The following is a 21668-nucleotide window of genomic DNA, read 5'->3' as shown; positions in this document are numbered from 1 at the left end:
GCCGTGGCGCGCTGATCAGCCCGGCCCATGCCGGAGAGCACGGCGACTAATGCCGCCAGCTACACCACGCCGCGGGACACGATCCAGGGAACTCAAACCTGGCAGCTGCTGCACCGATTGTGGAGGCGAATTCCATCTTGTTTCGAAATCCTCAACATGCGCATGCGGCAAACTTGCACGTGCACAGCGAAACTAGAGTCGCAAATTGGTCGCGTTGGACGAACCACTGCGTCTCCCCATCGACAACGTCGCGAAAGCTTTGAAAGGGGCCTGAGCTCCTTCGGGCGATCGTAACGACGACAACCTCTACGGCAGTCGTCTACGAGGCAGGGACGAGGCAAAAAACACCCTTGACAGGCGGTGACATTGAGAGCTGAGACAAATGCTCGCCCAGGCTCGTCGTTCGAACAACGAATGGAACGACTTCCAACAGCTTTGTCGACAAATCGTCGGGACGCGATCCCAAAGGAGCTCGTGCTAGATGCGGTGAAGGCAATACATCCATCACTTGCACCTATCACGCCATATCCTTACGAAGCATGATCGGCATCCAGGTCGTGCCTGTCGCTTCAGTAGCTGCAGAAGCCTGACTTAACACGGGCTGGCCCAGTGTAGCGGATAAAGCATGCTGCCGGTTTGTGACAGGGCCCGCCGCTGGCCAAGTTCCAGTTCTTCCTATGAAATCGAGCAGCGGCATCACCAGCCGGCGGCGGCCATCTAAGAACGGGATGGTACGGTCCGAGACATTATATTGGCGAATTGAAGACAGGCTGGCGCATACTAGCAGCCCGGCGAAGGTCGCTTGATACTGGAACAATTTGAACATGAGCAAAGCACCACATCTTACGTTCGATCTTGATACGCCAGGCTTGGGCAGGGGGCATCTTGTTGTCCCGGCAGGTGCCGACTGCGGAGAGCTTTCACTCCCGGTCTTCAGTCTTAATAAAGGAGAGGGACCGCGCCTTCTTGTTACCGGCGGAAATCATGGCAATGAATTGGAGGGACCAATCGTTGCTTGGCGGATTATCAAGTGGCTGCCAGAGGCGCAAACCTGTGGACGAGTCATCGTCCTGCCGGTGCTCAATCCATTGGGCGTACAGGCCTGGAGCCGCAATACTCCGCTCGACGGGTTGAACCTCAACCGCGTGTTTCCGGGCCGGGCCGACGGGTCAGTGACGCAACGAATCGCGGATGCCGTTTCGCGCGTATTGTTGCCAATGGCCGACACCGTATTTGACCTGCACAGCTTCGGACCCACGTGGGATTTTCCACCGGCGGCCACGACGCACCCCATTGCCGATCCCGATCTCATGGCCAGGACGGTGAGAATGGCGGAAGGATTCAAATTGCCCTTGACATTGGTCTGGCAACACAATGACACGGCTGGAATGTTTGATATCACGGCCCAGCACCAGGGCAAGGTGTTTGTTTGCACTGAATTCGGTGGTGGCACTGTCGGCGCGGACAGCCTCGCGATCTACGAGGCTGGAGTGCGCAACGCGCTCATCGCGCTCGGGCTGGTTGAGGGAAAAGCCGAGTACCCAACTTTCCGTCAACAGAGGTCCGGCCAAACGCTTGAAACGCGTCCGTCCGATGAGTTGAAATCGCCTGCGGCAGGCATCTTCGAACCTCGTCGCTCGGTGCTGGATGAAGTGAAGCAGGGAGATCTCATAGGTATCCTGCATTCGATAGATTCACTTTCCGCTGGGTCCATTGATATCCGCGCGCCTGAAGCGTCCATTGTCTTGGCCATAGCATCGGGGGCGCATGTCGAGGTCAACAAAGTGGTAGCGCTTATTGCTCGACCGCTGAAATAAGCACTGCGCCCTTGCGTGCCAGCAGCGGAACCATTTCAATCTCGTCAGGGTGAGTTGAGTGACCGAATTGCAGATCAAAGACGTCCTCCTTGCCCCTGGCAACGGCGCATTCTTCTATGACGATCAGGCTGCCATTAGGTCGGGCGCGATCCAGGACGGCTTTATCTATGTCGGCGAACCGACGACGCCTGGATTCAATTCCATTCGCATTCCAGCATCTTCGCTTGGCATCGGGCTGGTACTCGCCGACGAAACCGTTGTTTGGGGCGACATGATGAGCGTGCAGTACTCTGGTGCTGGCGGGCGCGATCCTGTGTTTGAAGCCGCTGAAATATCGAATTTGACCTCGCGTGTTGTGGTGCCGCGGCTTCTTGACGCCGATGCTTCTTATTATCTTGGTGCATGCGCGAAGGTTTTCGAGCCCTTCGAACACAAGCGGCTACCTCTGGCGCTTGAGTACGGCGTTAGTCAGGCGCTCCTGCGCGCAGCGGCCCATCTTCACCGTACCTCGATGGCGGAGATCATATGCAGTGAATTTGACCTACCGCTGCCGACGCGCAGGGTCCCGATCTACTGTCAAAGCGGTGATGCTCGCGAAACAAACGTCGACAAGATGATCCTGAAAGCCGTGGATGTGCTCCCCCATGGACTGATCAACTCACGGCAGAAATTCGGCGTCGATGGCCAGACCTTCATGGAGTTCGTGAAGTGGGTTGCAATGCGTACGCGCGAGATCGGCCGCCCAGGCTATCAGCCGGTACTGCATTTCGATGTGTATGGCTGGATCGGCCAGGAAATGGGCTTGGATGCGCAACGGATCGCCGACTTTATTTGCACGGTAGCCAATACTGTTCCGGGTTTTACGATCAACATCGAGTCCCCGGCGGACTTCGGTTCTACACAGGCTCAAATTGAGAATTATGCCCGGATCGTATCAATCTTGGATGACCGGGGTTCGAGCGCTCGCATTGTGGTAGACGAGAGGTGCAACACGCTTGAGGACATTCGGCTCTTTGCTGAAGCGAAGGCTACGCATCTGGTGCAAATCAAGACGCCAGACGTCGGCTCAGTCGCCGACACGGCGCGCGCCGTTCTCATCTGCAAAGCGAATAACGTCGGGGCGTATGTCGGGGGGAGCTGTACTGAGACGGATCTCTCAGCCCAAGTTTCAGTCCACATTTCAGTCGCGACCCAGGCCGACATGATGCTTGCAAAGCCCGGAATGGGTGTCGACGAGGCATTTTCCACGGTCGGCAACGAACAGAACCGGTTGCTCGCCATCCTGAACCGTCGAGCACCTAAAAATGTTGGGTGAAAAGCGCGGTGTGTCACCAATGCAGAATAGCCTTGAGGGGATCACCGTCGTTGCGGTGGAGCAGGCCGTTGCCGCGCCTTATGCGTCGTCTCGCCTTGCGGATGCCGGCGCCCGGGTAATCAAGATCGAACGGCCGGAAGGGGACTTTGCCCGAAACTACGACAAGTTGGTTCGGGGGCAGAGCGCTTACTTCGTATGGCTCAACCGGGGCAAGGAGTCCGTGTGTCTAGACCTGAGGTTGGAGGTGGACCGCGACGTCCTCGACGCGCTCATTGCCGATGCTGACGTCTTCATCCAGAATCTGAAGCCGGGCAGTATCGAAAAACTGGGGTTCGGGTCTGCGAAACTCCGTCGACGGTTTCCGCGGCTCATCACTTGCGACATCTCCGGTTTCGGGGAGGGGGGGCCGTATTCCCATTTGAAGGCTTACGATCTCATCGTCCAGGCCGAAACAGGTCTATGTGCGATCACCGGCACTCAACAGGGACCCGCACGGGTAGGCGTGTCGGTTTGCGACATTTCGGCAGGCATGACGGCGCATAGTGCCATCCTCCAGGCGCTGTTCCACCGCGAGCGGACCGGCGACGGCGTCAGCATTCAGGTTTCACTGTTCGACGCCATCGCCGACTGGATGAATGTACCAGTTCTGCAACACGACTATAGCAGCTATCACACAGCACGTGCAGGCGTGAAACACCCGTCGCTTGCGCCGTATGGCGCTTATCGTTGCGTCGACGGCAAAGACGTCATCTTTTCGGTTCAGAATGACCGTGAATGGATAAACTTCTGCGGGAAATTTCTTAGGCAGCCGGAGCTCACACGCGCCCCTGGCTTTGCCGATAATATGGAGCGCCTCGGTAATCGGGCGCAACTTGACGAGATTATCGAACGGCGGTTTTCCCAACTGTCCTGCCACCAAGCAATGCTGGAGCTTGAGGCGGCCGGTCTGGCATATGGGCGACTGAACGAAGTGGCGGATATTTCAAAGCATCCCCACGTTCGCAGGGTTCAGGTTGGCATACCTGAAGGAACTGTAGAGACGATAGCGCCAGCGGCCATCTTCAACTCTGAGCGCCCCTCCCTGCGCCCGGTTCCGGCTCTCGGCGCCCATACGGAGACTGTCCGCGAGGAGGTTCTAGCGCGTTTGCGCGAACGAGCCGCATCAGCGTGAGCGCGCCTCTTGTCGGTAAGGGCCGTGCTCGTCATTTGCAGAGTGCGTGCCTGCTCTGGCCCCCAGTGCACCGCCCAGCAATTATGCCACCGCCCTCGCTAGAATGGAACGCAGAGGCGACTCCATGATCAAGGACAATGTTCCGGCCGTCGAAAGCGCCATGTCTGTACCGCGCTGGAGATCCTTGCTCTTCGTTCCCGCTCACGTTCCGCGGTTTGTCGAGGCGGCCCGTGAGCGCGGCGCAGATGGCGTCATACTCGACCTGGAAGACTCCGTTCCGCAACATCAGAAGGGCCAGGCACGACGGCAGCTCCCTGAATCCGTGGCAAAGGTGGGCCGGAAGGGCGCATCTGTTTTGGTCCGCGTTAATCATGGTTTGCGCGCCTTGGCGGCCGATCTCGATGCAGCGGTGATAGCAGGTGTTAACGCACTGGTTCTTCCGAAGACGGATTCGGCGGAGTGGGTATCAGAGATCGCGAATGCGGTTTCGGAACTTGAAAGAGAAAGAAGTCTTGCGCCGGGAGGTATCCGGTTTCTTGCGCAGATCGAGACCCCCGGCGCCCTGCAAAGGCTCGCGGCTATTGCGTCGTCGCATCCAAGGATGGTGGCGATGGCGCTCGGTCCGGAAGATTTCAGTGCCGCTGTTGGCGCTGCTCCGGGATTCGACCTTCTGTTGACGCCGAACCTTTCTGTTCTTTTTGCTGCCCGTGCGGCCGGCTTGCTCCCGCTGGGCTTCGTAGGAAGCATCGGCGACTTCTCCGACATTGACAAAATTCGTGAAGCCGCGGTGCAGGCGCGGCGGCTTGGCTTTGCCGGAGCTTTGGCGGTCCATCCAACACAGGTGGCCATATTCAATGAGGCTTTCTCGCCAAGCGAACAGGAACTCGAGTGGGCCCGTTGTGTCGTCGCCGCGGAAAACGATGCCGCCACGCGTGGACTCTCTGCATTCTCATTGAATGGTAAGATGATAGACCCGCCAGTGGTTCGGCGCGCCAACGAGATACTGGCCCTCGCCAACAATAACTGACCTGCCTTTTCAGTAGCCAGACAGGCGCTGGTTCTCGATTCATGGCCCGACAGTTTTTTACTTGTCGACCATCTCGTTTCGAGATAGATATACAGCACTGGGGATCATGCCCGGATGGATTGCTCATCGTGGACATCAGGCAATTAAGATACTTTGTCGGCGTAGTCGAGGCAGGCAGCTTCACGAGGGCAGCTGCAATCCTGCACATTGCTCAAAGCGCTCTAAGCCTTCATGTGCGTCAACTAGAGGAAAGCTTCGGCACCCAGCTGTTGGTACGCGACAGGACCGGCGTTAGTGTCACGGCATCCGGTGCAAGATTGCTTGAGCGCGGTCGGAGCATCCTGAAGGAAGTTCAACTCACTGAGGCGGAACTGACCAACTCGGTGGCTGCTCCTTCCGGAGAGGTGACCATTGGCATTCCGTCCGGAGCCGCTCGCGTCCTTAGCGGTCCCCTGCTTGAATCGGTAAGAAGCGAATTGCCGAGAATCTCGCTTAAGATGATCGAGGGCATGACGGGACCGCTCGAGGAGTGGATGGCGGCTGGCCGCTTCAATCTGGCTGTCCTTTACCGGACTGCCGAGAGTGTAGGGCGAATGACGGTGCTGGCACGGGAAGAACTTTGCCTGGTAGTGCCGCGGGGTGAACCGCCTTTCGAAGATTCGATACCGCTCGCCGACCTGCATGCGTTTCCGCTGGCGGTTCCGATGCGCAACAACTATGTCAGGCGTTCGGTGGCTGATGTCGTTGCGCAGCACGGGTGTGTGCTGGACGTCAGATTCGAAGTCGATTCCCTTTCTACGATCATCAACATGGTCATGGAAGGAAAAGCCTATTCTATCCTTGCCCCGTCGGCCATTCAGAAAGAGGCGTCTCAGGGCCAAGTCCGGACGATTAAGATCGTTGATCCGGTGATTACCCGTTCCGTTGTGCTTGCCGTCAACCCGAAAGATGAGCGCTCTCCAGCGGTGTCTGCGGTTCGCAAGCTGATCCCCAAGGTCGTAAAGACTTTGATCGAGGGCAGGCACTGGTCGGCCACGGTTCCGGACCGGGTTTAGGCATACCCCAAACCGAGTTCTTCCCAGTGTTATCGCTCTTCGTGGCCGCCTGAGTGGTGTCAATCTGGAGTCGAGATGGCTTTGGGCGATATTCCATATTTGACCCGGCGTGACCATCGCGATGAGACTGCAGAGAAGTGAGCCGATGGTCGGAGAGATCGGCTGGTCTCGCACAGGCAGAAATACTCAACCGGAGCATGGAATGTCCAACGCCACGAGCTATCAGCTTTTTATCAATGGCAGATGGCGAGCCGGTGGTAGCGGAGCCACTGTGCCGGTAATCAATCCGGCGACGGAGATGGTATTTGCCTCGGTGGCCTCGGCGACGATACCGGATCTGGATGAGGCCCTCGCTTCGGCAGAGCGCAGCCGCAAGGCCTGGTCCTCGCGGCCTGCAAAACATCGTGGCGAGATTCTCCTAGCAGCCGCCAAAATTCTGGCGGCGAAGGTTGAATCGGCGGCTAGGGACCTGTCAGCCGAACAGGGAAAGACGATTGCAGAAGCGACTGGTGAATACGCGCGCGCTGTCGAAACGCTGGAGTGGAACGGAACGCACGCGGAAGAGTTGTCGGCCCCTACTCCGATGGGCCCGAACCGGATGATCGTCCCCGAGCCAATTGGCGTCGTTGCTGCCTTTACGCCTTGGAACTATCCCGCCGTTCTCATCGCTCGCAAGCTCGCCCCTGCTTTGGCTGCAGGGTGCCCGGTGATCCTCAAGGGGGCTGAAGAGACACCAAGCGCGGCTGTCCATTTCGTCGAAGCCTTGCAACAAGCGGGTATTCCGGACGGCGTGGTCAATCTCGTCTTCGGCGTTCCGGTGCAAATATCCCGGCATCTCCTCAACTCGCCGATCATCAAAGTCCTAACATTCACCGGCTCTACTGAGGTTGGAAAACAACTCGCCAAGCTCGCCGCCAATAACTTGCAGCGGTGCATCCTTGAACTCGGTGGGCACTCCCCGGTCGTTGTATGCGATGATGCGGATCTCGCAAAGGCCGTTCCGGCAATTGCGGAATACAAGTTCGAGTGCGCGGGCCAAAGCTGCAATGCGCCCAGCAGGATCCTCGTCGCGCGAAATCTCTACGAGGAATTTCTGTCCCTGATGACGGAAGCCGCTCGCAAGATCAAGATCGGCCCGCCAGACGATCCGGCCACGGAGATGGGACCGATGGCAAACGCGCGGCGAATCGAGGCCATGCAGCGTCTGATCCAGGATGCTGTCGATCGCGGCGCCGGTATCGAAACCGGCGGCACCCGCCTCGACCAGCCGGGTTTTTACTGGCCACCAACCATCCTGACAGGGGTCCCAAAGGATGCGAAAGTGCTTCATGACGAGCCGTTCGGGCCGATCCTCACCGTCGCACCTTTCGACACGATCGAGGAGGCGATCGAAGAAGCCAACGCCACCGAGTATGGCTTGGCTGCCTACTTCTTCGCCGGCGCCGCCGGTGCAAAACGCGCGCTGATCGGCGGTCTTTCGGCAGGCGCGATCAGCGTAAATTACCTGAAAGGGGTTTCCGCAGATGCACCATACGGTGGCGTCAAACAAAGCGGCTACGGATATGAAGGGGGCGAGCAGGGATTGCGGAGCTTCCAAAGCCTGAAACTGGTCAACGGGCTTGGGTCATTGGGATGACATTCGGTGAATAAAACAACACGGAACATTGCCGGTAAGGATATCACAAGGAGCGTCGCCGACGCCCTGCAGTACATCTCGTATTACCATCCGCCCGACTATATCCTGAACCTTTCGCAGGCCTACTCACGCGAACAGAGTCCGGCGGCTAAGAATGCCATAGGGCAAATCTTGCTGAACTCCCGCATGGCGGCCTTTGGACGGCGGCCGATCTGCCAGGATACCGGCCTCGTGGTGGTCTTTGCGAAGGTCGGCATGGGCGTCCGGATCAAATCAACGGCCAGTTTCGCGGACCTCGTCAACGAGGGCGTCCGCCAGGCATATCTCGACCCGGACAATCCCCTTCGACCATCGATCGTCTCGGATCCGCTTGCCGGGCGGGTGAACACCCGTGACAACACGCCGGCAGTCGTCCACGTCGACCTGGTACCCGGCAACCGGATTGAGATTACCATCACCGCAAAAGGGGGCGGCTCCGAAAACAAGGCGCGTTTAACCACCCTGAATCCCAGTGCGTCCGTTGCCGACTGGGTAGTCGACACCGTTTCGACGCTGGGCAGCGGATGGTGTCCGCCCGGCCTGATCTCGGTCGGCATTGGTGGCAGCGCTGAAAAGGCGATGCTGCTGGCGAAGGAGGCTATGAACCAGCCCATCGATATGTCGGAACTGATTGCCAGGGGGCCGTCAAGTGCGGAGGAGGCACTGCGGGTTGAGCTTTATGAACGAATTAATGCGCTTGGCATCGGTGCTCAGGGACTAGGCGGCCTGACGACAGTCGTTGACGTCAAAGTCGCTACCTATCCAACCCATGTTGCGTCCAAGCCTGTGGCGCTCATTCCGCAATGCGCCGCCAACCGGCACCTGAAGTTTATCTTGGACGGCACAGGACCGGTTCAGCTCCAACTACCCGACCTTTCCGAATGGCCCCAGATCGGTGATGAGGATTTGCACAGAACCGGCGTCCGTCGGGTCAATGTCGATGCGCTCACCAGGGAAGAGACGGCATCCTGGCGCTGCGGGGAAACCCTTCTTTTGTCCGGAAAGATGTTGACGGGCCGTGACGCCGCCCACCAGCGAATGGTCGACCTGATCGATGCCGGCAAGCCGCTCCCGGTCGATCTGCGGGGACGCGTGATCTACTACGTCGGACCCGTCCGCGCGGTGAGGGATGAGGTCGTCGGGCCTGCTGGCCCAACAACCGCCAGCCGGATGGACGCTTTTGCTGAAAAGATCCTCGCCGAGACCGGGCTCTTCGCGATGCTAGGTAAGGCGGAGAGGGGACCCGCGGCCATCGAGTCGATTGTCAGACACAGAACACCCTATCTCATCGCGGTGGGTGGCGCTGCATACCTGATTTCAAAATCGATCAAGGCGTCACGGATCGTTGCCTTTGAAGACCTGGGCATGGAAGCCATCTATGAATTCGACGTGCAGGACATGCCGGTTATCATGGCTGTCGATGTTGAGGGGAACTCCATTCATAGTTCCGGGCCCCTTGAGTGGCGTAAGCGCATGGCGGCCGACAGCATCGCCCGCAGCATCGGCGTTTGAGTCTTCAGCTGGGCGATCCGGCCAGGCTCAATGTCGCGAATCGGGCCGGGCGGGACTCTGGGCCGTAGCGGACAACACGGGCGGCATTTGCGGTGCCTAGGCTCCTCGGCGAGCCAAAGAAGAAAGGCCTTCAATTCATCTCCAAGCCAAATGCGCTGATGTAACCACTGCATCGACCACGCCGTCCACGCGATCGATGCTCGGGAACTGCCGAGAGTGCCAACCAGGTAAAGTAGCGCCGTTACTGACCATCCATTTACGCCCAGATCGATGCCGAGACGCGATCACCACTCTGTGCGTCATCGCATAGGGAAGGGCAATGCCCAACTGTTCTGCATCCATTCTGATTGGATCGCCCCCAGTCAGATGACATTCCTAGCCTCACTGACCCGTTTCGGGCCGAAGACAGATAATGTCCACTAAACTCCCTCGCGTCGATCGATGATAGAATTTCTGGCACCACTGCCCTTCGACCAGTTTGAGAGCAACAAATCATGAAGTCGAAACCAAATCCTGTGCAACTAGACGATTGGGATATCCGGATTCTCTCAGAGATCCAATCAGATGGTCGGATTTCAAAAAGCGAGCTCGCAAAGCGTGTTCACCTTTCAGCGTCGGCCTGTTCAGAACGGCTCCGGGTGCTGCAAGCCGCAGGCATCATTGAGGGATTCTATGCGCGACTCAGTCCAGCCCTCATCGGGGGCATAATCTCTATAATGGTGGAAGTGGTTTTGGACCGCCATCGTCTTGAGGATCAAAGGCATTTCGAGGCTGCCATCCAAAACGTCCCGGAAATCCTGGACTGCTGGGCAATTGGGGGACGTATCGATTATCTGATGCGCGTTTCGTCTGCCTCCATGGCTGCGTATCAAGATTTCATGGAGGGACTCCTGCAGGCAGGATTGGGGATCAACCAATACTACAGCCTTGTCGTGACGAAGCCAGTGAAAGCCAATTCACCGATTCCGTTGTCCTCATTCAAGCGGAGATGAACTCTGAAGCGTTTCCGTCGGCAACTAGTCCCGATTCCGCGAATTCATCGGTGAGATACGCGCATTTCCGAGAAATCCGAGAGGCCGTTGCGGATATAACGAGCCCTCAACCGAGTGTTCTGCTTCAATTTTTCGGGCGAAGAGCAGCGAAGCGTTAAGAGTTCGAAAAGTCATTCGGCCAGGATCTAAGCTCAGAGCACATAATGCCAAAGACCTTTGAGTGCCTGCTCTGCCACAAGCTCACAGCTATGTAGATATGGAGGGAATTATGGCTGGAAGACCCGACAACCCCGGAAAGGGACCACCAGATAATCCGGGAAAAGGACCGCCTCACGGAGTGCCTTCTGGGCCGCCTCACAATGTTCCGCCGGGGCCGCCCGTTCCGCCCGTACCCCCGCCGCGCAAGGTGGGATGAGAGGATGGTTGATCCCGATTCATCCATAACGGCCCCGGCGCAGCCAGTTCCCCGCTGGGAGAAGCGTTATCCGGGGCGGCTTAAGTACGAACTCGACGCGCTGTACGCAGCCGGAATAACGCCTGAGATTGACGAGCAGGCCCTCTCTTCCGGGCGATTGTCGCTAACTCTCGACTGGCCGCTCGATAGGGCGACGACCCTTCGGTTGCAGGCTGTCTTTCCCGACGCTTACCCGCACTTTCGGCCTCAGGTCTTTCTGCTCGCCGGCCTTGACCCACCGCCGACGCGCCACCGCAGTCCTATCGAGGGCAATCTCTGCCTGCTCGGCCGCGACACCCGGCAGTGGACACCGGGCTGGACGCTCTGCACGTTGCTCGAAAAACAGCTCGCCGATTCCGTGCGTGGTACCGGTGAGGAAGACCAGCAGGGCGAGCCTGCCGAATACTGGTGGAACAACCTTGGCCGTAATTCCGGATCTTATTGTCTGATCGACAGCGGCTGGGATGTCGGCGACGCCTCGCAGGGCACATTGCAGCTGCGTTACATCCAAGATCAAACGGTCAAAGTGGAGGCCGAGAACGGTCCAATCCATATTCCGGCGGTCAGGGCCTATGTCGAAGAGGTTCGCGCTGAGGATGGCCAAGTGCTTCACCAATGGGCGGGTCCGCTCCCAGCCGACCTGGCCGACGCGAAGAATCAGCTGGAGGTTCCGTGGGTAAGATCAAAAGACACGATGCTGCCCGAACCTCAGCTCGACGCACAGCTAAAAAGGCTCCGCCAAGATTACTCATGGCTCCAGCGTACCCGGCCACGAAAGTACGGTTCAGGTCTGAAGTTTGACCTCCGCGCACTCGTCTATCCGAGCGAGCTCGGCTTTGGCGAGACGGGCCTCGGCTGGTGCTTCGTCATGGTCTTCGGTCATGCACACGGCTTTGAGCCGAAGAAGAACAAAGCCCCCAAATCATTGCGTATCACGGCGCTGCCCGTTTCTCGCGCCGGGCCGGTCGACATTGGCTGGCGTGTTCCGGCCGTTGCATTCCTCAAAGAAAAGCGGATCCTTGTCGTCGGTGTTGGCGCCGTCGGCGCACCGGTAGCGATCGAACTTGCTCGCAACGGATGCGGCACCCTCGATCTCGTTGAACATGACATTCTTGAGCCTGGAAACACGATCCGCTGGCCGCTGGGCGCAGCCGCGTGGGGTCGGCGCAAGACAGAAGCCTTGCAGGGTTTTCTGGCTCGCCAGTATCCGGCAACGGAAGTCCGTAGCCATTCGCATTTTATAGGTATTGCGGCGCAGGCTCTGAGCGATCCGGGTGACGACGATATACTCGACTCGCTCATCAAGGACGCCGATCTCGTTATCGACGGCAGCGCTTCGCACGCCGTTACAACGCTGCTCGATGACCGCTGCCGAAGCGCAGCCGTTCCCCTCATAAGCATGTCCGCGACGCCGACGCTGGAGGGCGGCACCGTTGTCCGGCACGTCCGCGAAAGCGGCTGCCCGAATTGCCTTTTGCACGCATGGCACAAGAACGAGATGGAACCCCCGCCAGGACAGGATGCCGGTGACGAGGCCCTGACCCAGCCGGCCGGGTGCAGCGAACGCACATTCACCGGTGCCGCGTATGATCTGCAGGAACTCTCGCTGCAGGCGGTGAGGCTGGCCATCGATACCCTCTCGGGCAAGGCGGACGAGGGTTCGGTCGTGCAGACACTCAGCTTTGTTGATGATGAACGAGCGCGCTGTCCGCCGAGCTGGCGTGTCGATCCGCTGCCAATACATCGGGACTGCTGGGGCGGGCATTGATGTTGCCGGATGTCGATGCCTGGCTGCCTAACACCCTGATTCAGGAATGTGCGGACGAAGCCGACACCAAATTCCCATTAGAGACCGGCGGCACGTTCATGGGCTGGTGGTTGAGTCCTGATACCGCCGTCGTAGCCGCCATGATTGGTCCCGGACCCGGCGCCCTTCACGAGCGCTTTCGGTTCCAGCCGGATCAGCAATGGCAGGTTGAGCAGATTGCCGCCCACTATGAGAGTTCGGGTCGCCGCGAGACTTACCTTGGTGACTGGCATAGCCACCCCGGCGCTCCGAGCGGCGCGCTGAGTTGGACCGACCGCGGCGTCCTTCGCCGCGTTATCACCACGCCAGAAGCGCGCTGCGCACTGCCGCTGATGATGATTCTATGGGGTTCTTCCGGGACATGGCAGCTGACAGCGTGGCGAGCACAAACGGTGCCGCGCGTGGTACTCTGGGACAAGCTGCATCTCGATCCGGTGCAGATAAGGGCCTTTTGAAATCTCTGCACCCGCAGATGCCGGCGGCTTGATGAAAGGCATGACCTGACATCCGCTTCGGTCCGGCGACGGTCCGGCAAACCTGCGCGAGGACGGTCTGCCAGACGGCGTGGGCTGCAGCGGGTGAAGTCGCAAACGGCCGAGCCCGCCGGCGCGGACCCGCTGCATTGGCTGCTCCTACCACCCATGCGACAACCTGCTCCGCCGCGAACTGGCCGATGTCGCTTCTACACGCAGCGCTGGGTCATCGAGCAGTTCTTCCGTGATGAAGACCACGGCTTGAAGATGGAGACAGCCAGTTGCAATCGGGACAGATGGAAGCGTCCACTGCTGTGTGGACACGGTGTCGAGCATTGGCGTGCCCGTCCAATCTGTGCGAGAGAAGAAACTATTAGAGTAGGTCCTGGGATCGTAAGTCGATCGTGATGTGAAGAGGGGACCTTTGCTGCTCGATGAGGAGACTGCGGAGGGGCTTCTCGAGCATGCTTCCCCTGCCGCGCGACTCAGCGATCCCAACGCCTTCACAACGCTGCGAATCCGCTTAGCGAGGGTGGCAGTCCTGAATAGCCAAAGCTTGCCGCCACGAGCGTGCGCATCTTCATATGCCCGAACATATCCCGGCGACACGAAGAACACATCGCGAAGGTTCTGTTGGGCTGCTGGATGGGGACTTCGGACAGCGCATCTCCCATATCAGTCCCCGCGGTTTATGCGGTACCTTTCGCAAACATCCGACGGCGAACACGGCGGCCGCACTGATCCCCTTATGCGCCTCAAGGAGAAGGTAACTCCAGAAACCTTGGTTTTCACTGCGTTCGAGCCGATTTTCGCGAATTCGTCGGCTAAAGACGTGCAGTCCCGCGAAACTCGAGAGGTGTTTGCGGGTATGCTTGTTTTTGATAGGTGGCTGGGTGAGTGTCTTCTGCCTACTGCTCGCGAGGAGAGGAACTATGAGCTTGAGTAATCTGGGAACCGAGCAACTGCGGGAGAAGGATCGAAGCTTCGTCTTCCATCCGTCCACGCACTTGGCCAAGCACAGCCGCGGCGAGACGCCAAACCGGATCATGGCCGGTGCGGAAGGCGTGTACATATGGGATACCGACGGCCGAAAGAGCCTTGACGGTTTCGGAGGGCTTTACTGTGTCAACATGGGATATGGATGCACGGAGATCGCCGAAGCGATCGCCCGGCAAGCGCATGAGCTGCCGTTCGCGCATGTCTATGCCAGTCAAGGCACGGCGCCGGTTGCCCTCTTGGCAGAGGCCGTGGTCGAATATTTCGGTCAGAACATGCGAAGGGTCTATTTTGGCCTTTCCGGCTCGGACGCCAATGAAACCAACATCAAGCTGGTCTGGTACTACAATAACATCCTCGGTCGCCCTGAAAAGAAGAAGATCATCTCGCGCAATCGCGGATATCACGGGTCCGGGCTGGTCACCGGAAGCCTGACAGGCCTTCCGTTTTTTCACGATTTCTTCGACCTGCCTCTGAATTTGGTTCGCCATACGACGACCCCACACTACTATCGCCAGGCGCGCGACGGCGAAAATGAGGAAGCGTTCTCCAGGCGCTGTGCCAGCGAACTTGAAGCTCTTATTCTTGCAGAGGGTCCAGAGACGGTTGCCGCCTTCATCGGAGAGCCGGTACTTGGGACCGGCGGCATCGTTCCGCCCCCTAAGGGATACTGGGCCGCGATCCAAGGAGTGCTTGACAAGTACGATATCCTTCTTATCGCCGATGAGGTGGTCTGCGGCTTCGCGCGAACCGGTGAGAAATTCGGTTCCCATCTCTATGGCATCCGTCCGGATTTCGTGACCATCGCCAAGGGCTTGAGTTCAGCCTACCTCCCTATCTCCGGGTCAATCATCGGCGATCGCGTCTGGTCGGTGTTGGAACAAGGAACGGAAAAGCACGGCCCACTCGGCCATGGCTGGACATATTCCGGTCACACGCTTTGTGCTGCCGCAGCGCTTGCCAACATCAAATTGCTAAAAGAAAGAAACATCCTGGAACATGTTCGGGACGTCGGACCCTATTGGCAAGCCCGCATGAAAGCCGAACTGGAAGGACATCCCATTGTCGGCGAGGTTCGTGGCATCGGCATTTTAGCCGCCGTGGAGCTGATGGGGGATCCGAAGGGCCGGGTGCCATTTGAACCCGGACTTCAGGTCGGCGTGCGGGTCGCCGCTGCTTTGTTTGAAAATGGCGTCATAGGCCGCGCCATGCCGCATGGGGATATTCTCGGCTTTGCCCCACCTTTGATCATTACCCGAAAAGAGATCGACATCATCGTCGATGCGACTGCGAAATCAGTCGATACGACCTATCGCGCTCTGCAGGCGGAAGGCGCGTTATGATCTGGCGTGAGATGACGCCTTTAACTCGGATCGGCCAGGATATTCACGTGCGGCAGCCCTGTGGCCTCATGAGCAGGGGGCGCAACAATCCGCTTCGCTTCTAAGGCAACTTGCATGGAGGGTGTGCGAGCCGATTCCGAAATGCGACGCCAATCTCGAAAAACACAGTGCCGCCTTCGCGTGCGAAGACGCTCACGTGAGCTGCTGCAAGAATGTAGAGGTGACGCTCTCACACCCCAATAAACCGTGAGGCTGAGCTCCTCCATGGAGCAGTCTCAAGCCGTACGCAAAAAGACAGCCCGACCGCAATGAAGTGCAAACCCAAGAGGACAACTGTCACCCTGTTAACAGATGGCGCTGGAATGAGGTCTCAACGTCGATAACAGCGCCGTCGAAGCACGTATCGCCCTCCCAAGGCGCACGGCCCGGCACGGAGCTCAGTCTCCGGCCGGGCCTTCACCCAGAATGGCTGCGCATTGGCCCGCCCGTCTTGGCTCCTGGAGGGGGCCAGAACTCACTGCAGTTTAGCTATGCAAGACGCTTTTCATAGATTTGTAGGGCAGATCGCAGACAGCGCTGACGCGACTGACCTGCGCAACGCTCTGGGCGAGATTGCCTCTTCGCTCGATTTGCCGTCTTTCGCCTATTTTTTTACTTCTTCTGGCAAGGGCCGCAAGGTGCGCCTGATTTCCACCTACCCTCAATCCTGGACATCTCACTACCTTCACAGTCGGTATGAAAAGATTGACCCGGTAATTCATCAAGCGCGGGGTGGTCAGGAACCATTCAATTGGGATGCGCACGGTGCTGATCTCGAACTATCGACGCAGCAGCGACAACTGATGGATGAGGCGACGCAATTTGGCATTCACTGCGGCTTCACGATCCCGATCCATGACAGAACCGGTAATTTTGCAGCACTGACCTTCGCCTCCGATGAAAGGCGACCACCGTTCTTTCGCCTGATTAATCGATATGACCGCGCGCTCGAACTCATCGCGATCTTCTTCCATCTTCATGCCTGTCGCAAGCTGGCCGACGGCAGGACCGTGGATGGCGTTACCCTATCTCGAAGGGAAATGGAGTGTCTGAAGTGGGCGGCTCGGGGCAAGACGGCGTGGGAAATCGGCCGCATCTTGGGAATCAGTCGGAGCACCGCAGCCTATCATCGGGATAACGCCAAGAAGAAGCTTGGCGTGAAGACGGCTATTCAGGCAGCTGTTCGGCTTGCACTGTCGCGGCCATCTCTCTTCACCTGACCTCCCGGAACCTGGGCACATACACAGGTTGTTTCAACTCCGGCCTTTGCCTTCAATCGCAGGTGCTATCCATGCGAGGAGAAGGCCATCATGTTGCAGTTGATCACGCCGGGTTGTTACGCTGAGTTCAGCGACGAGCTCGAGCAGATGCATCGCTTGCGGTATCGCGTTTTCAGGGATCGACTTCATTGGGACGTTTCATTCAGCGGCTGCTTTGAGGTCGATCCGTTCGATGCGCTTCGTCCCCATTACCTATTGCTGCGTGCGCCCGCCGGACGAATCGACGGCTGCGTGCGCCTGTTGCCGACTACAGGACCGACGATGCTGCGTGATAGCTTCTTCGCTCTTCTTGCCGACCGTCCAGCGCCGGAAGATCCACGTGTTTGGGAAAGCAGCCGTTTTGCGCTTGATCTGCCTGCTTCCGCGCCCAAACAGGCGGGCATCGCAATTGGCACCTACGAGCTGTTTGCCGGAATGGTCGAGTTTGGTTTGTCACGCGGTCTGCGCAGCATCGTCACCGTAACCGATCTGCGCATAGAGCGGATTTTGCGTCGCGCCGGCTGGCGACTCGAACGGTTGTCCCATCCGCAAACAATTGGCAACACACGCGCCGTTGCCGGATATCTCGACGTCTCGAGAGAGAGCTTGGAAGCCCTCCGTCGCAATGGCGGGCTCAAAGGCCCGGTCCTGTGGACCCCGGTCATTAAGATCGCCTGAGCCTGCCATCCGACCTTTTCTGGAAATGATACAATGGACGAAACAAGACCTGGCCCTGCTTGGCCGGACAGGCAAGATGATGGTGCCTATGGCTATGTCGACCAGCTCACCAGCCGAGGCTGGGCCTGGGAATTCCTCAGGCGCAATCCGGACTTCCAAAAGGATCTGGCGAACGTGCTACGCGGTGCCGAACGCACGAACGCCCGGTCCATGGACATTATCAGCCTGGCTTCGAATACTGTTGATCTCTCGCGGTGGGGCCTTCTGTTTTGCAAGCTCAAAAGGAACAGATGCGAGCGTCTTTTGGTGCCCCTGCCAATGTCCGCGTGTTTTGCCCGTTGTCGCCGAAACGGCGGCGCGGTCGCGCGGGGTCGACTTGCTTGATCTCGCCCGGCACTCCTGCCGCATCTCCATGCTCGTCACACGGGATGGGCATCAGCACCTCCTGGTCGAGGACAGTGGCAGGAGCTTGCAGCTGGCTGCTTCCGGCGTCAGCATCCTCGAACCTGTGCGATTGACATGCTCCGTCCTCTGGGCGCCAGAGGAACTGAAGCAACGCCTGAACGCGTTGGAATGTCTGAACAGCCTCTGTTGGACCGGCAGGCTGCAATCAGGATTCTTTCCGACCGAGCCCCGTAGCTCGCGGTTGCGCCGAGTCTTGCATGCTCTCGACGGCTTCATCGCTGGCGTATCACACCGCGAAATCGGCCTTGCTCTCTTCGGCAGAGCCCGTGTCGAGCAGGACTGGGCCGACCCCGGTGACCATCTTCGAGACAGCGTCCGCCGTGCAGTCAGACGCGGGCTCTCGCTAATGAATGGTGGTTATAAGCGTCTTCTTCTATAACGCCACCATCAGGCCTTTTGGCGGCCAGAGAACAGCTCCTTGTACCCCGCCACAACCAGCCAGTGGGCGCGCGCGAGATGGCTGCGAACCGCCCTTTGGGCGCGCGCGGGCTCTTGCACCGGATCAATTCCCAATATCGCCTGGGCCATCTCTTCTTCGCTGGCATTGCCGGCGCATGCATCTAAGAGCTTCAAATATGTCGTGAAGTGCTCATCGTCGTAAGTGGTCAGGCTCTCCGCCCATGGGACCTCGTCGGCAACAGCAGGTTTGAACAATCTGTCGACCATTTCATCTCTCGCCGTAAGACCTATCCCGCGCCGCGCAGATCTCTGACCACACAATATCCTAAAATGGGATAATCCGAAACTGGGGTTAGTCCATGAGCCGGTTCCTTCTTGGCCCGGTTCGTCTGATGCCGAAATCACTTCGATCAGCTCGCCAGCGCCGGCTGCTACAACGGCTGATTGCGGCGCGCAAATCCAAAGGGGCCACCCAGACCCAGGTTGCTGATATGTTGGGCCGCCCACAATCCTTCGTGGCCAAGTACGAGGGTGGTGAACGTCGGCTGGACGTCATTGAGTTTGTCGACGTCGCCGAGGCTCTCGGTATCGATCCTTGCGAGCTTCTGGCACAATTGCGTCGCGCTCGTGGCCTGTAGATGGCGTGCGCTTTGTTTTGGCTGCCAAACTTCACGATTCCCGTCCTTGAGTTCACGGCTCAGGGGATTTGCCCTCGCGAAATGATGCCGTGCAGCCGCTCGCGCTTTGTTGTCTCTGACCTTTGTAGAGAATACTCCGTGGTGAAATCCTCGACAAGAGGGTGGCTTCTCGTGCATGGAAATCCGAGAGGTCTTTGCCCGCAATCTGCGTAGGCATCGTCAAAAAAAGAAATTGTCCCAGGAAGCGCTGGCGCATGAGGCTGGCGTTGACCGAACATATGTCAGCGCACTTGAGCGCTCGGTCTATGCCGCCAGCATTGATACGGTGGCGAAACTCGCCAGAGTGCTCGGAATCGATCCGGCCGATCTACTCAACCCTCATTCTGAATAAATCTGGAAGTGGGGACCAAAACGCGGTTGATGAGACTCGGCCAGAAGGTTTTCAGGCATTCATGCTGCTGACAGGAACGCCCGCGCGCCTTCGCAGCCGGTGCTCGTGAACCGAGCCCGCTTTCTTCGGCAAGCTCAGGCGGTCTCAGCCATTCGGCTTCGCCCCTTGGCGTGGGCAGCCCTTCGGGCTGTGACGGCCGCCGCCTTTGCGGCGGCGCGGTTAGTCTGTTGGCCTTTCCCCGGAAGCGGGACAATGGCTTCTTCAAGTGTCGCCCGTTCAGGGCCGGCGGAAAAAGGGCGCACAAGACGCGCCCTTCATTTCAACGGCTATCAGCAGCCGCCTTCACCTTTCGTTGTTAGAAGCGGTAGGTGACGCCTGCGCCTATCAACCAGGGATCGAGCTCCGCCTTTCCCGTCAGCTTCGCGCCGTCCACTGTGACCTCGAAGTCTGGCTTCAGGAAAAGCTTCTTCACGTCGAAATTGACGCCCCAGTGCTGATCCACCATGTAGTCGAACCCGACCTGCAGCGCGGTGCCGAACGTGTTCTTAACATGGAGAGCATCTGCACTGCCGGCATGCTGGTTATAGAATATCGTGTAGTTCACGCCGGCGCCGACATAGGGCTTGAAAGCGCCGAAATTGGTAAAATGATACTGCAATGTGAGCGTGGGCGGCAGCAGCCAAACCTTGCCGACATTGCCCAGCGCGCCGATCGCTCCTTGGCCCTCAATGTTGGCGTAGGTGGTGCCGAGGATAAGCTCCGTGGCGATGTTGTCCGTGAAGTAATAGGAGATATCGAGCTCCGGCCTCACAGTGTTCGAATAGGAAAGACCGGAGCCGGGCACTGCATTGACGTGGCCCGAATCCTCAGTAATGACCCCCAACGCGCGCAGGCGGACCTGCCAAGGATTTGGCCATTCCGTGACCGCGGCTCCAGCCTGCGGGACGCTCGCGGCTTGCGCAAGCTCGGCCGCCACGGCCTGCTGTCCCATCAGCATCAGGACGATGGCCGCTGTTACGCCCCGCGCCACGCCCATTCGCTTTCTTGCCATGATATTCTCTCCTTGCTCTTCAGAAATGATGCACTGAACTACGAAAACTCTTGCAAATTGCGCGAGATTGGCGGAGCGCTCATGCGCAGTGTGCGCCAGACCGCGCACACACTATTTGCGCCGTGCTCGCAATCATCGACTATACTCACTTAGAAGTAAGCGGGAATACCAAAGGGGCCTGCAGCTTTGCGACCATGTTCGGCAGGCTCGCTCATGGCATGATTTCTCCTCAGTCCTTGCTGCAGCGCGTTTGCGGATAGTGCTGCACGTGTCGTGCCAAACGAGAAAATCATTTCACAACAATGACATGCTCTGACTGCCGTGTGCCTCATGTCGACTTTGTCGCAGACCCGACAACGAGTGCAGCCGTGACCGCCCTGATAGAACCTCCTGTGCGAGCTCGGTGGGCACCGCGGAATGCAGTGAAGCTCACCGCGAACTGGCCGAGCTTCGGAATGACATCGGCGACGGGGCGATTGACGACCACGAAGTTGGCGGTGACGGCCAACGGCACGGCCTGAGGAGCTCCGCGGCGGCGATCATCGAATAACTGCGTTTACGACGGCTCCCATTCCTGGCCGACCGGTGGGCGCGCAAAAGACTGCTGCCTCATCCCTCCGCCTGGATTGAGCCGCAGGGATGGAACGGTGTCGTGCTTTGGACCGGCAGAATGGCCATAACCAATTCTGTTCCGGCTATCTGTACAGAGATTCGACAATCCGGTTGGTGAAGGTCCCATATCGCTCAATTATTGATGCGCTTAGGCCCGGGCTTGCGCCCATCCGCAACCATCTGAGCATGAGCATCGATCCTTCACCCACATAAAGAATTGCTTCCCGATGAGAGAGGCCTCGCGGCGGACATGAGGGTGTGTGCGTCCAGTTCTGCAAAAGGTGGGCGGCCACTGATGCTAGGTCATGCGGCTTGGCGCAGAGCGAGCTTCTTGTGCTCGCGCAGGTCGTCCATGTTGATGTAGCGGTTGGCCTCCATCCAGTTTTCGTTGGTCTCTACGGCCAAAGGCCCTGACCAGGCGCAGGCAGCTTTCGGTGTTGGGGAAGATGCGCACGACATAGGTGCGCCGGCGGATTTCCTCGTTGAGCCGCTCCAGCAT

The 21668-nt window shown here is 58.5% G+C and carries 20 protein-coding genes and 1 pseudogene; 17 read left to right on the top strand and 4 right to left on the bottom strand.

The features are described 5' to 3' along the window. Positions 1-517: 517 nt before the first annotated feature. Positions 518-826, bottom strand: a complete 309-nt coding sequence (locus NKJ88_RS32205; RefSeq protein ID WP_352446884.1) for a hypothetical protein — start codon at positions 824-826, stop codon at positions 518-520. Between NKJ88_RS32205 and NKJ88_RS32200 the strand changes: the two genes are divergently transcribed. The 15 genes from NKJ88_RS32200 (at position 825) to NKJ88_RS32130 (ending at position 18457) form a co-directional block, all read left to right on the top strand. Then, entirely contained in the window at positions 825-1817 is a 993-nt protein-coding gene (locus NKJ88_RS32200) for a succinylglutamate desuccinylase/aspartoacylase family protein (protein WP_352446883.1), read from the top strand. The genes NKJ88_RS32205 and NKJ88_RS32200 overlap by 2 nt on opposite strands. A gap of 67 nt (positions 1818-1884) precedes the next feature. Next, on the top strand, positions 1885-3132 hold the full coding sequence (locus NKJ88_RS32195; RefSeq protein ID WP_352446887.1) for a methylaspartate ammonia-lyase: 1248 nt from the start codon (positions 1885-1887) through the stop codon (positions 3130-3132). A gap of 19 nt (positions 3133-3151) precedes the next feature. Continuing rightward, positions 3152-4303 carry a CaiB/BaiF CoA transferase family protein gene (locus NKJ88_RS32190; protein WP_352446886.1) on the top strand — a complete coding sequence of 384 codons (1152 nt, stop codon included), beginning with the start codon at positions 3152-3154 and terminating at the stop codon, positions 4301-4303. Between the two features lie 124 nt (positions 4304-4427). After that, the gene (locus NKJ88_RS32185) at positions 4428-5330 is read left to right on the top strand and encodes an HpcH/HpaI aldolase/citrate lyase family protein (RefSeq protein WP_352446882.1); all 903 of its coding nucleotides are present in this window, start codon (positions 4428-4430) and stop codon (positions 5328-5330) included. A gap of 128 nt (positions 5331-5458) precedes the next feature. Beyond that, positions 5459-6385, top strand: coding sequence for a LysR family transcriptional regulator (locus tag NKJ88_RS32180; RefSeq protein ID WP_352446881.1), 927 nt, complete (start codon positions 5459-5461; stop codon positions 6383-6385). Positions 6386-6587: 202 nt separating this feature from the next. Continuing rightward, positions 6588-8021, top strand: a complete 1434-nt coding sequence (locus NKJ88_RS32175; RefSeq protein ID WP_352446880.1) for an aldehyde dehydrogenase family protein — start codon at positions 6588-6590, stop codon at positions 8019-8021. 6 nt (positions 8022-8027) lie between these two features. Then, positions 8028-9572: a fumarate hydratase gene (locus tag NKJ88_RS32170; RefSeq protein ID WP_352446879.1), complete on the top strand. Its 1545-nt coding sequence runs from the start codon at positions 8028-8030 to the stop codon at positions 9570-9572. 494 nt (positions 9573-10066) lie between these two features. Continuing rightward, positions 10067-10564 carry an Lrp/AsnC family transcriptional regulator gene (locus NKJ88_RS32165; RefSeq protein WP_352446878.1) on the top strand — a complete coding sequence of 166 codons (498 nt, stop codon included), beginning with the start codon at positions 10067-10069 and terminating at the stop codon, positions 10562-10564. A 419-nt stretch (positions 10565-10983) separates the two neighbouring features. Further along, positions 10984-12786: a ThiF family adenylyltransferase gene (locus NKJ88_RS32160; protein ID WP_352446877.1), complete on the top strand. Its 1803-nt coding sequence runs from the start codon at positions 10984-10986 to the stop codon at positions 12784-12786. After that, positions 12786-13280: a Mov34/MPN/PAD-1 family protein gene (locus NKJ88_RS32155; protein ID WP_031203875.1), complete on the top strand. Its 495-nt coding sequence runs from the start codon at positions 12786-12788 to the stop codon at positions 13278-13280. The genes NKJ88_RS32160 and NKJ88_RS32155 overlap by 1 nt, the downstream gene beginning before the upstream one ends. A 950-nt stretch (positions 13281-14230) precedes the next feature. Continuing rightward, the gene (locus NKJ88_RS32150) at positions 14231-15637 is read left to right on the top strand and encodes an aminotransferase (RefSeq protein ID WP_352446876.1); all 1407 of its coding nucleotides are present in this window, start codon (positions 14231-14233) and stop codon (positions 15635-15637) included. Between the two features lie 530 nt (positions 15638-16167). Continuing rightward, a complete protein-coding gene (locus tag NKJ88_RS32145) occupies positions 16168-16896 on the top strand; it encodes a LuxR family transcriptional regulator (protein WP_352446875.1) in 729 nt (242 codons plus the stop codon). A gap of 90 nt (positions 16897-16986) precedes the next feature. Beyond that, positions 16987-17613, top strand: coding sequence for an acyl-homoserine-lactone synthase (locus NKJ88_RS32140; RefSeq protein WP_352446874.1), 627 nt, complete (start codon positions 16987-16989; stop codon positions 17611-17613). 33 nt (positions 17614-17646) lie between these two features. Continuing rightward, positions 17647-17997 carry a transcriptional regulator domain-containing protein gene (locus tag NKJ88_RS32135; protein WP_352446873.1) on the top strand — a complete coding sequence of 117 codons (351 nt, stop codon included), beginning with the start codon at positions 17647-17649 and terminating at the stop codon, positions 17995-17997. Positions 17998-18025: 28 nt separating this feature from the next. Then, entirely contained in the window at positions 18026-18457 is a 432-nt protein-coding gene (locus NKJ88_RS32130) for a DUF2285 domain-containing protein (protein ID WP_352446885.1), read from the top strand. 8 nt (positions 18458-18465) lie between these two features. Here the strand turns inward: NKJ88_RS32130 and NKJ88_RS32125 are convergent, their stop codons facing one another. Continuing rightward, positions 18466-18744 (bottom strand): DNA -binding domain-containing protein, encoded by a 279-nt coding sequence (locus tag NKJ88_RS32125; protein WP_352446872.1) that lies wholly within the window; start codon positions 18742-18744, stop codon positions 18466-18468. 92 nt (positions 18745-18836) lie between these two features. Between NKJ88_RS32125 and NKJ88_RS32120 the strand changes: the two genes are divergently transcribed. Further along, positions 18837-19115 carry a helix-turn-helix domain-containing protein gene (locus NKJ88_RS32120; protein ID WP_352446871.1) on the top strand — a complete coding sequence of 93 codons (279 nt, stop codon included), beginning with the start codon at positions 18837-18839 and terminating at the stop codon, positions 19113-19115. 175 nt (positions 19116-19290) lie between these two features. Beyond that, on the top strand, positions 19291-19506 hold the full coding sequence (locus tag NKJ88_RS32115) for a helix-turn-helix domain-containing protein (RefSeq protein ID WP_023682784.1): 216 nt from the start codon (positions 19291-19293) through the stop codon (positions 19504-19506). Between the two features lie 355 nt (positions 19507-19861). Here NKJ88_RS32115 and NKJ88_RS32110 read toward each other — a convergent pair whose 3' ends face one another. Next, positions 19862-20557 (bottom strand): OmpW/AlkL family protein, encoded by a 696-nt coding sequence (locus NKJ88_RS32110; RefSeq protein WP_352446870.1) that lies wholly within the window; start codon positions 20555-20557, stop codon positions 19862-19864. Between the two features lie 915 nt (positions 20558-21472). Then, a pseudogene (locus NKJ88_RS32105) lies at positions 21473-21668 on the bottom strand (transposase); the annotation flags it as partial.

The organism is Mesorhizobium sp. M0016 (assembly GCF_040324035.1).
Lineage (GTDB): Bacteria > Pseudomonadota > Alphaproteobacteria > Rhizobiales > Rhizobiaceae > Mesorhizobium.
Note: the sequence above shows the minus strand (reverse complement) of the source record. Positions and strands in the feature narration are given on the sequence as shown.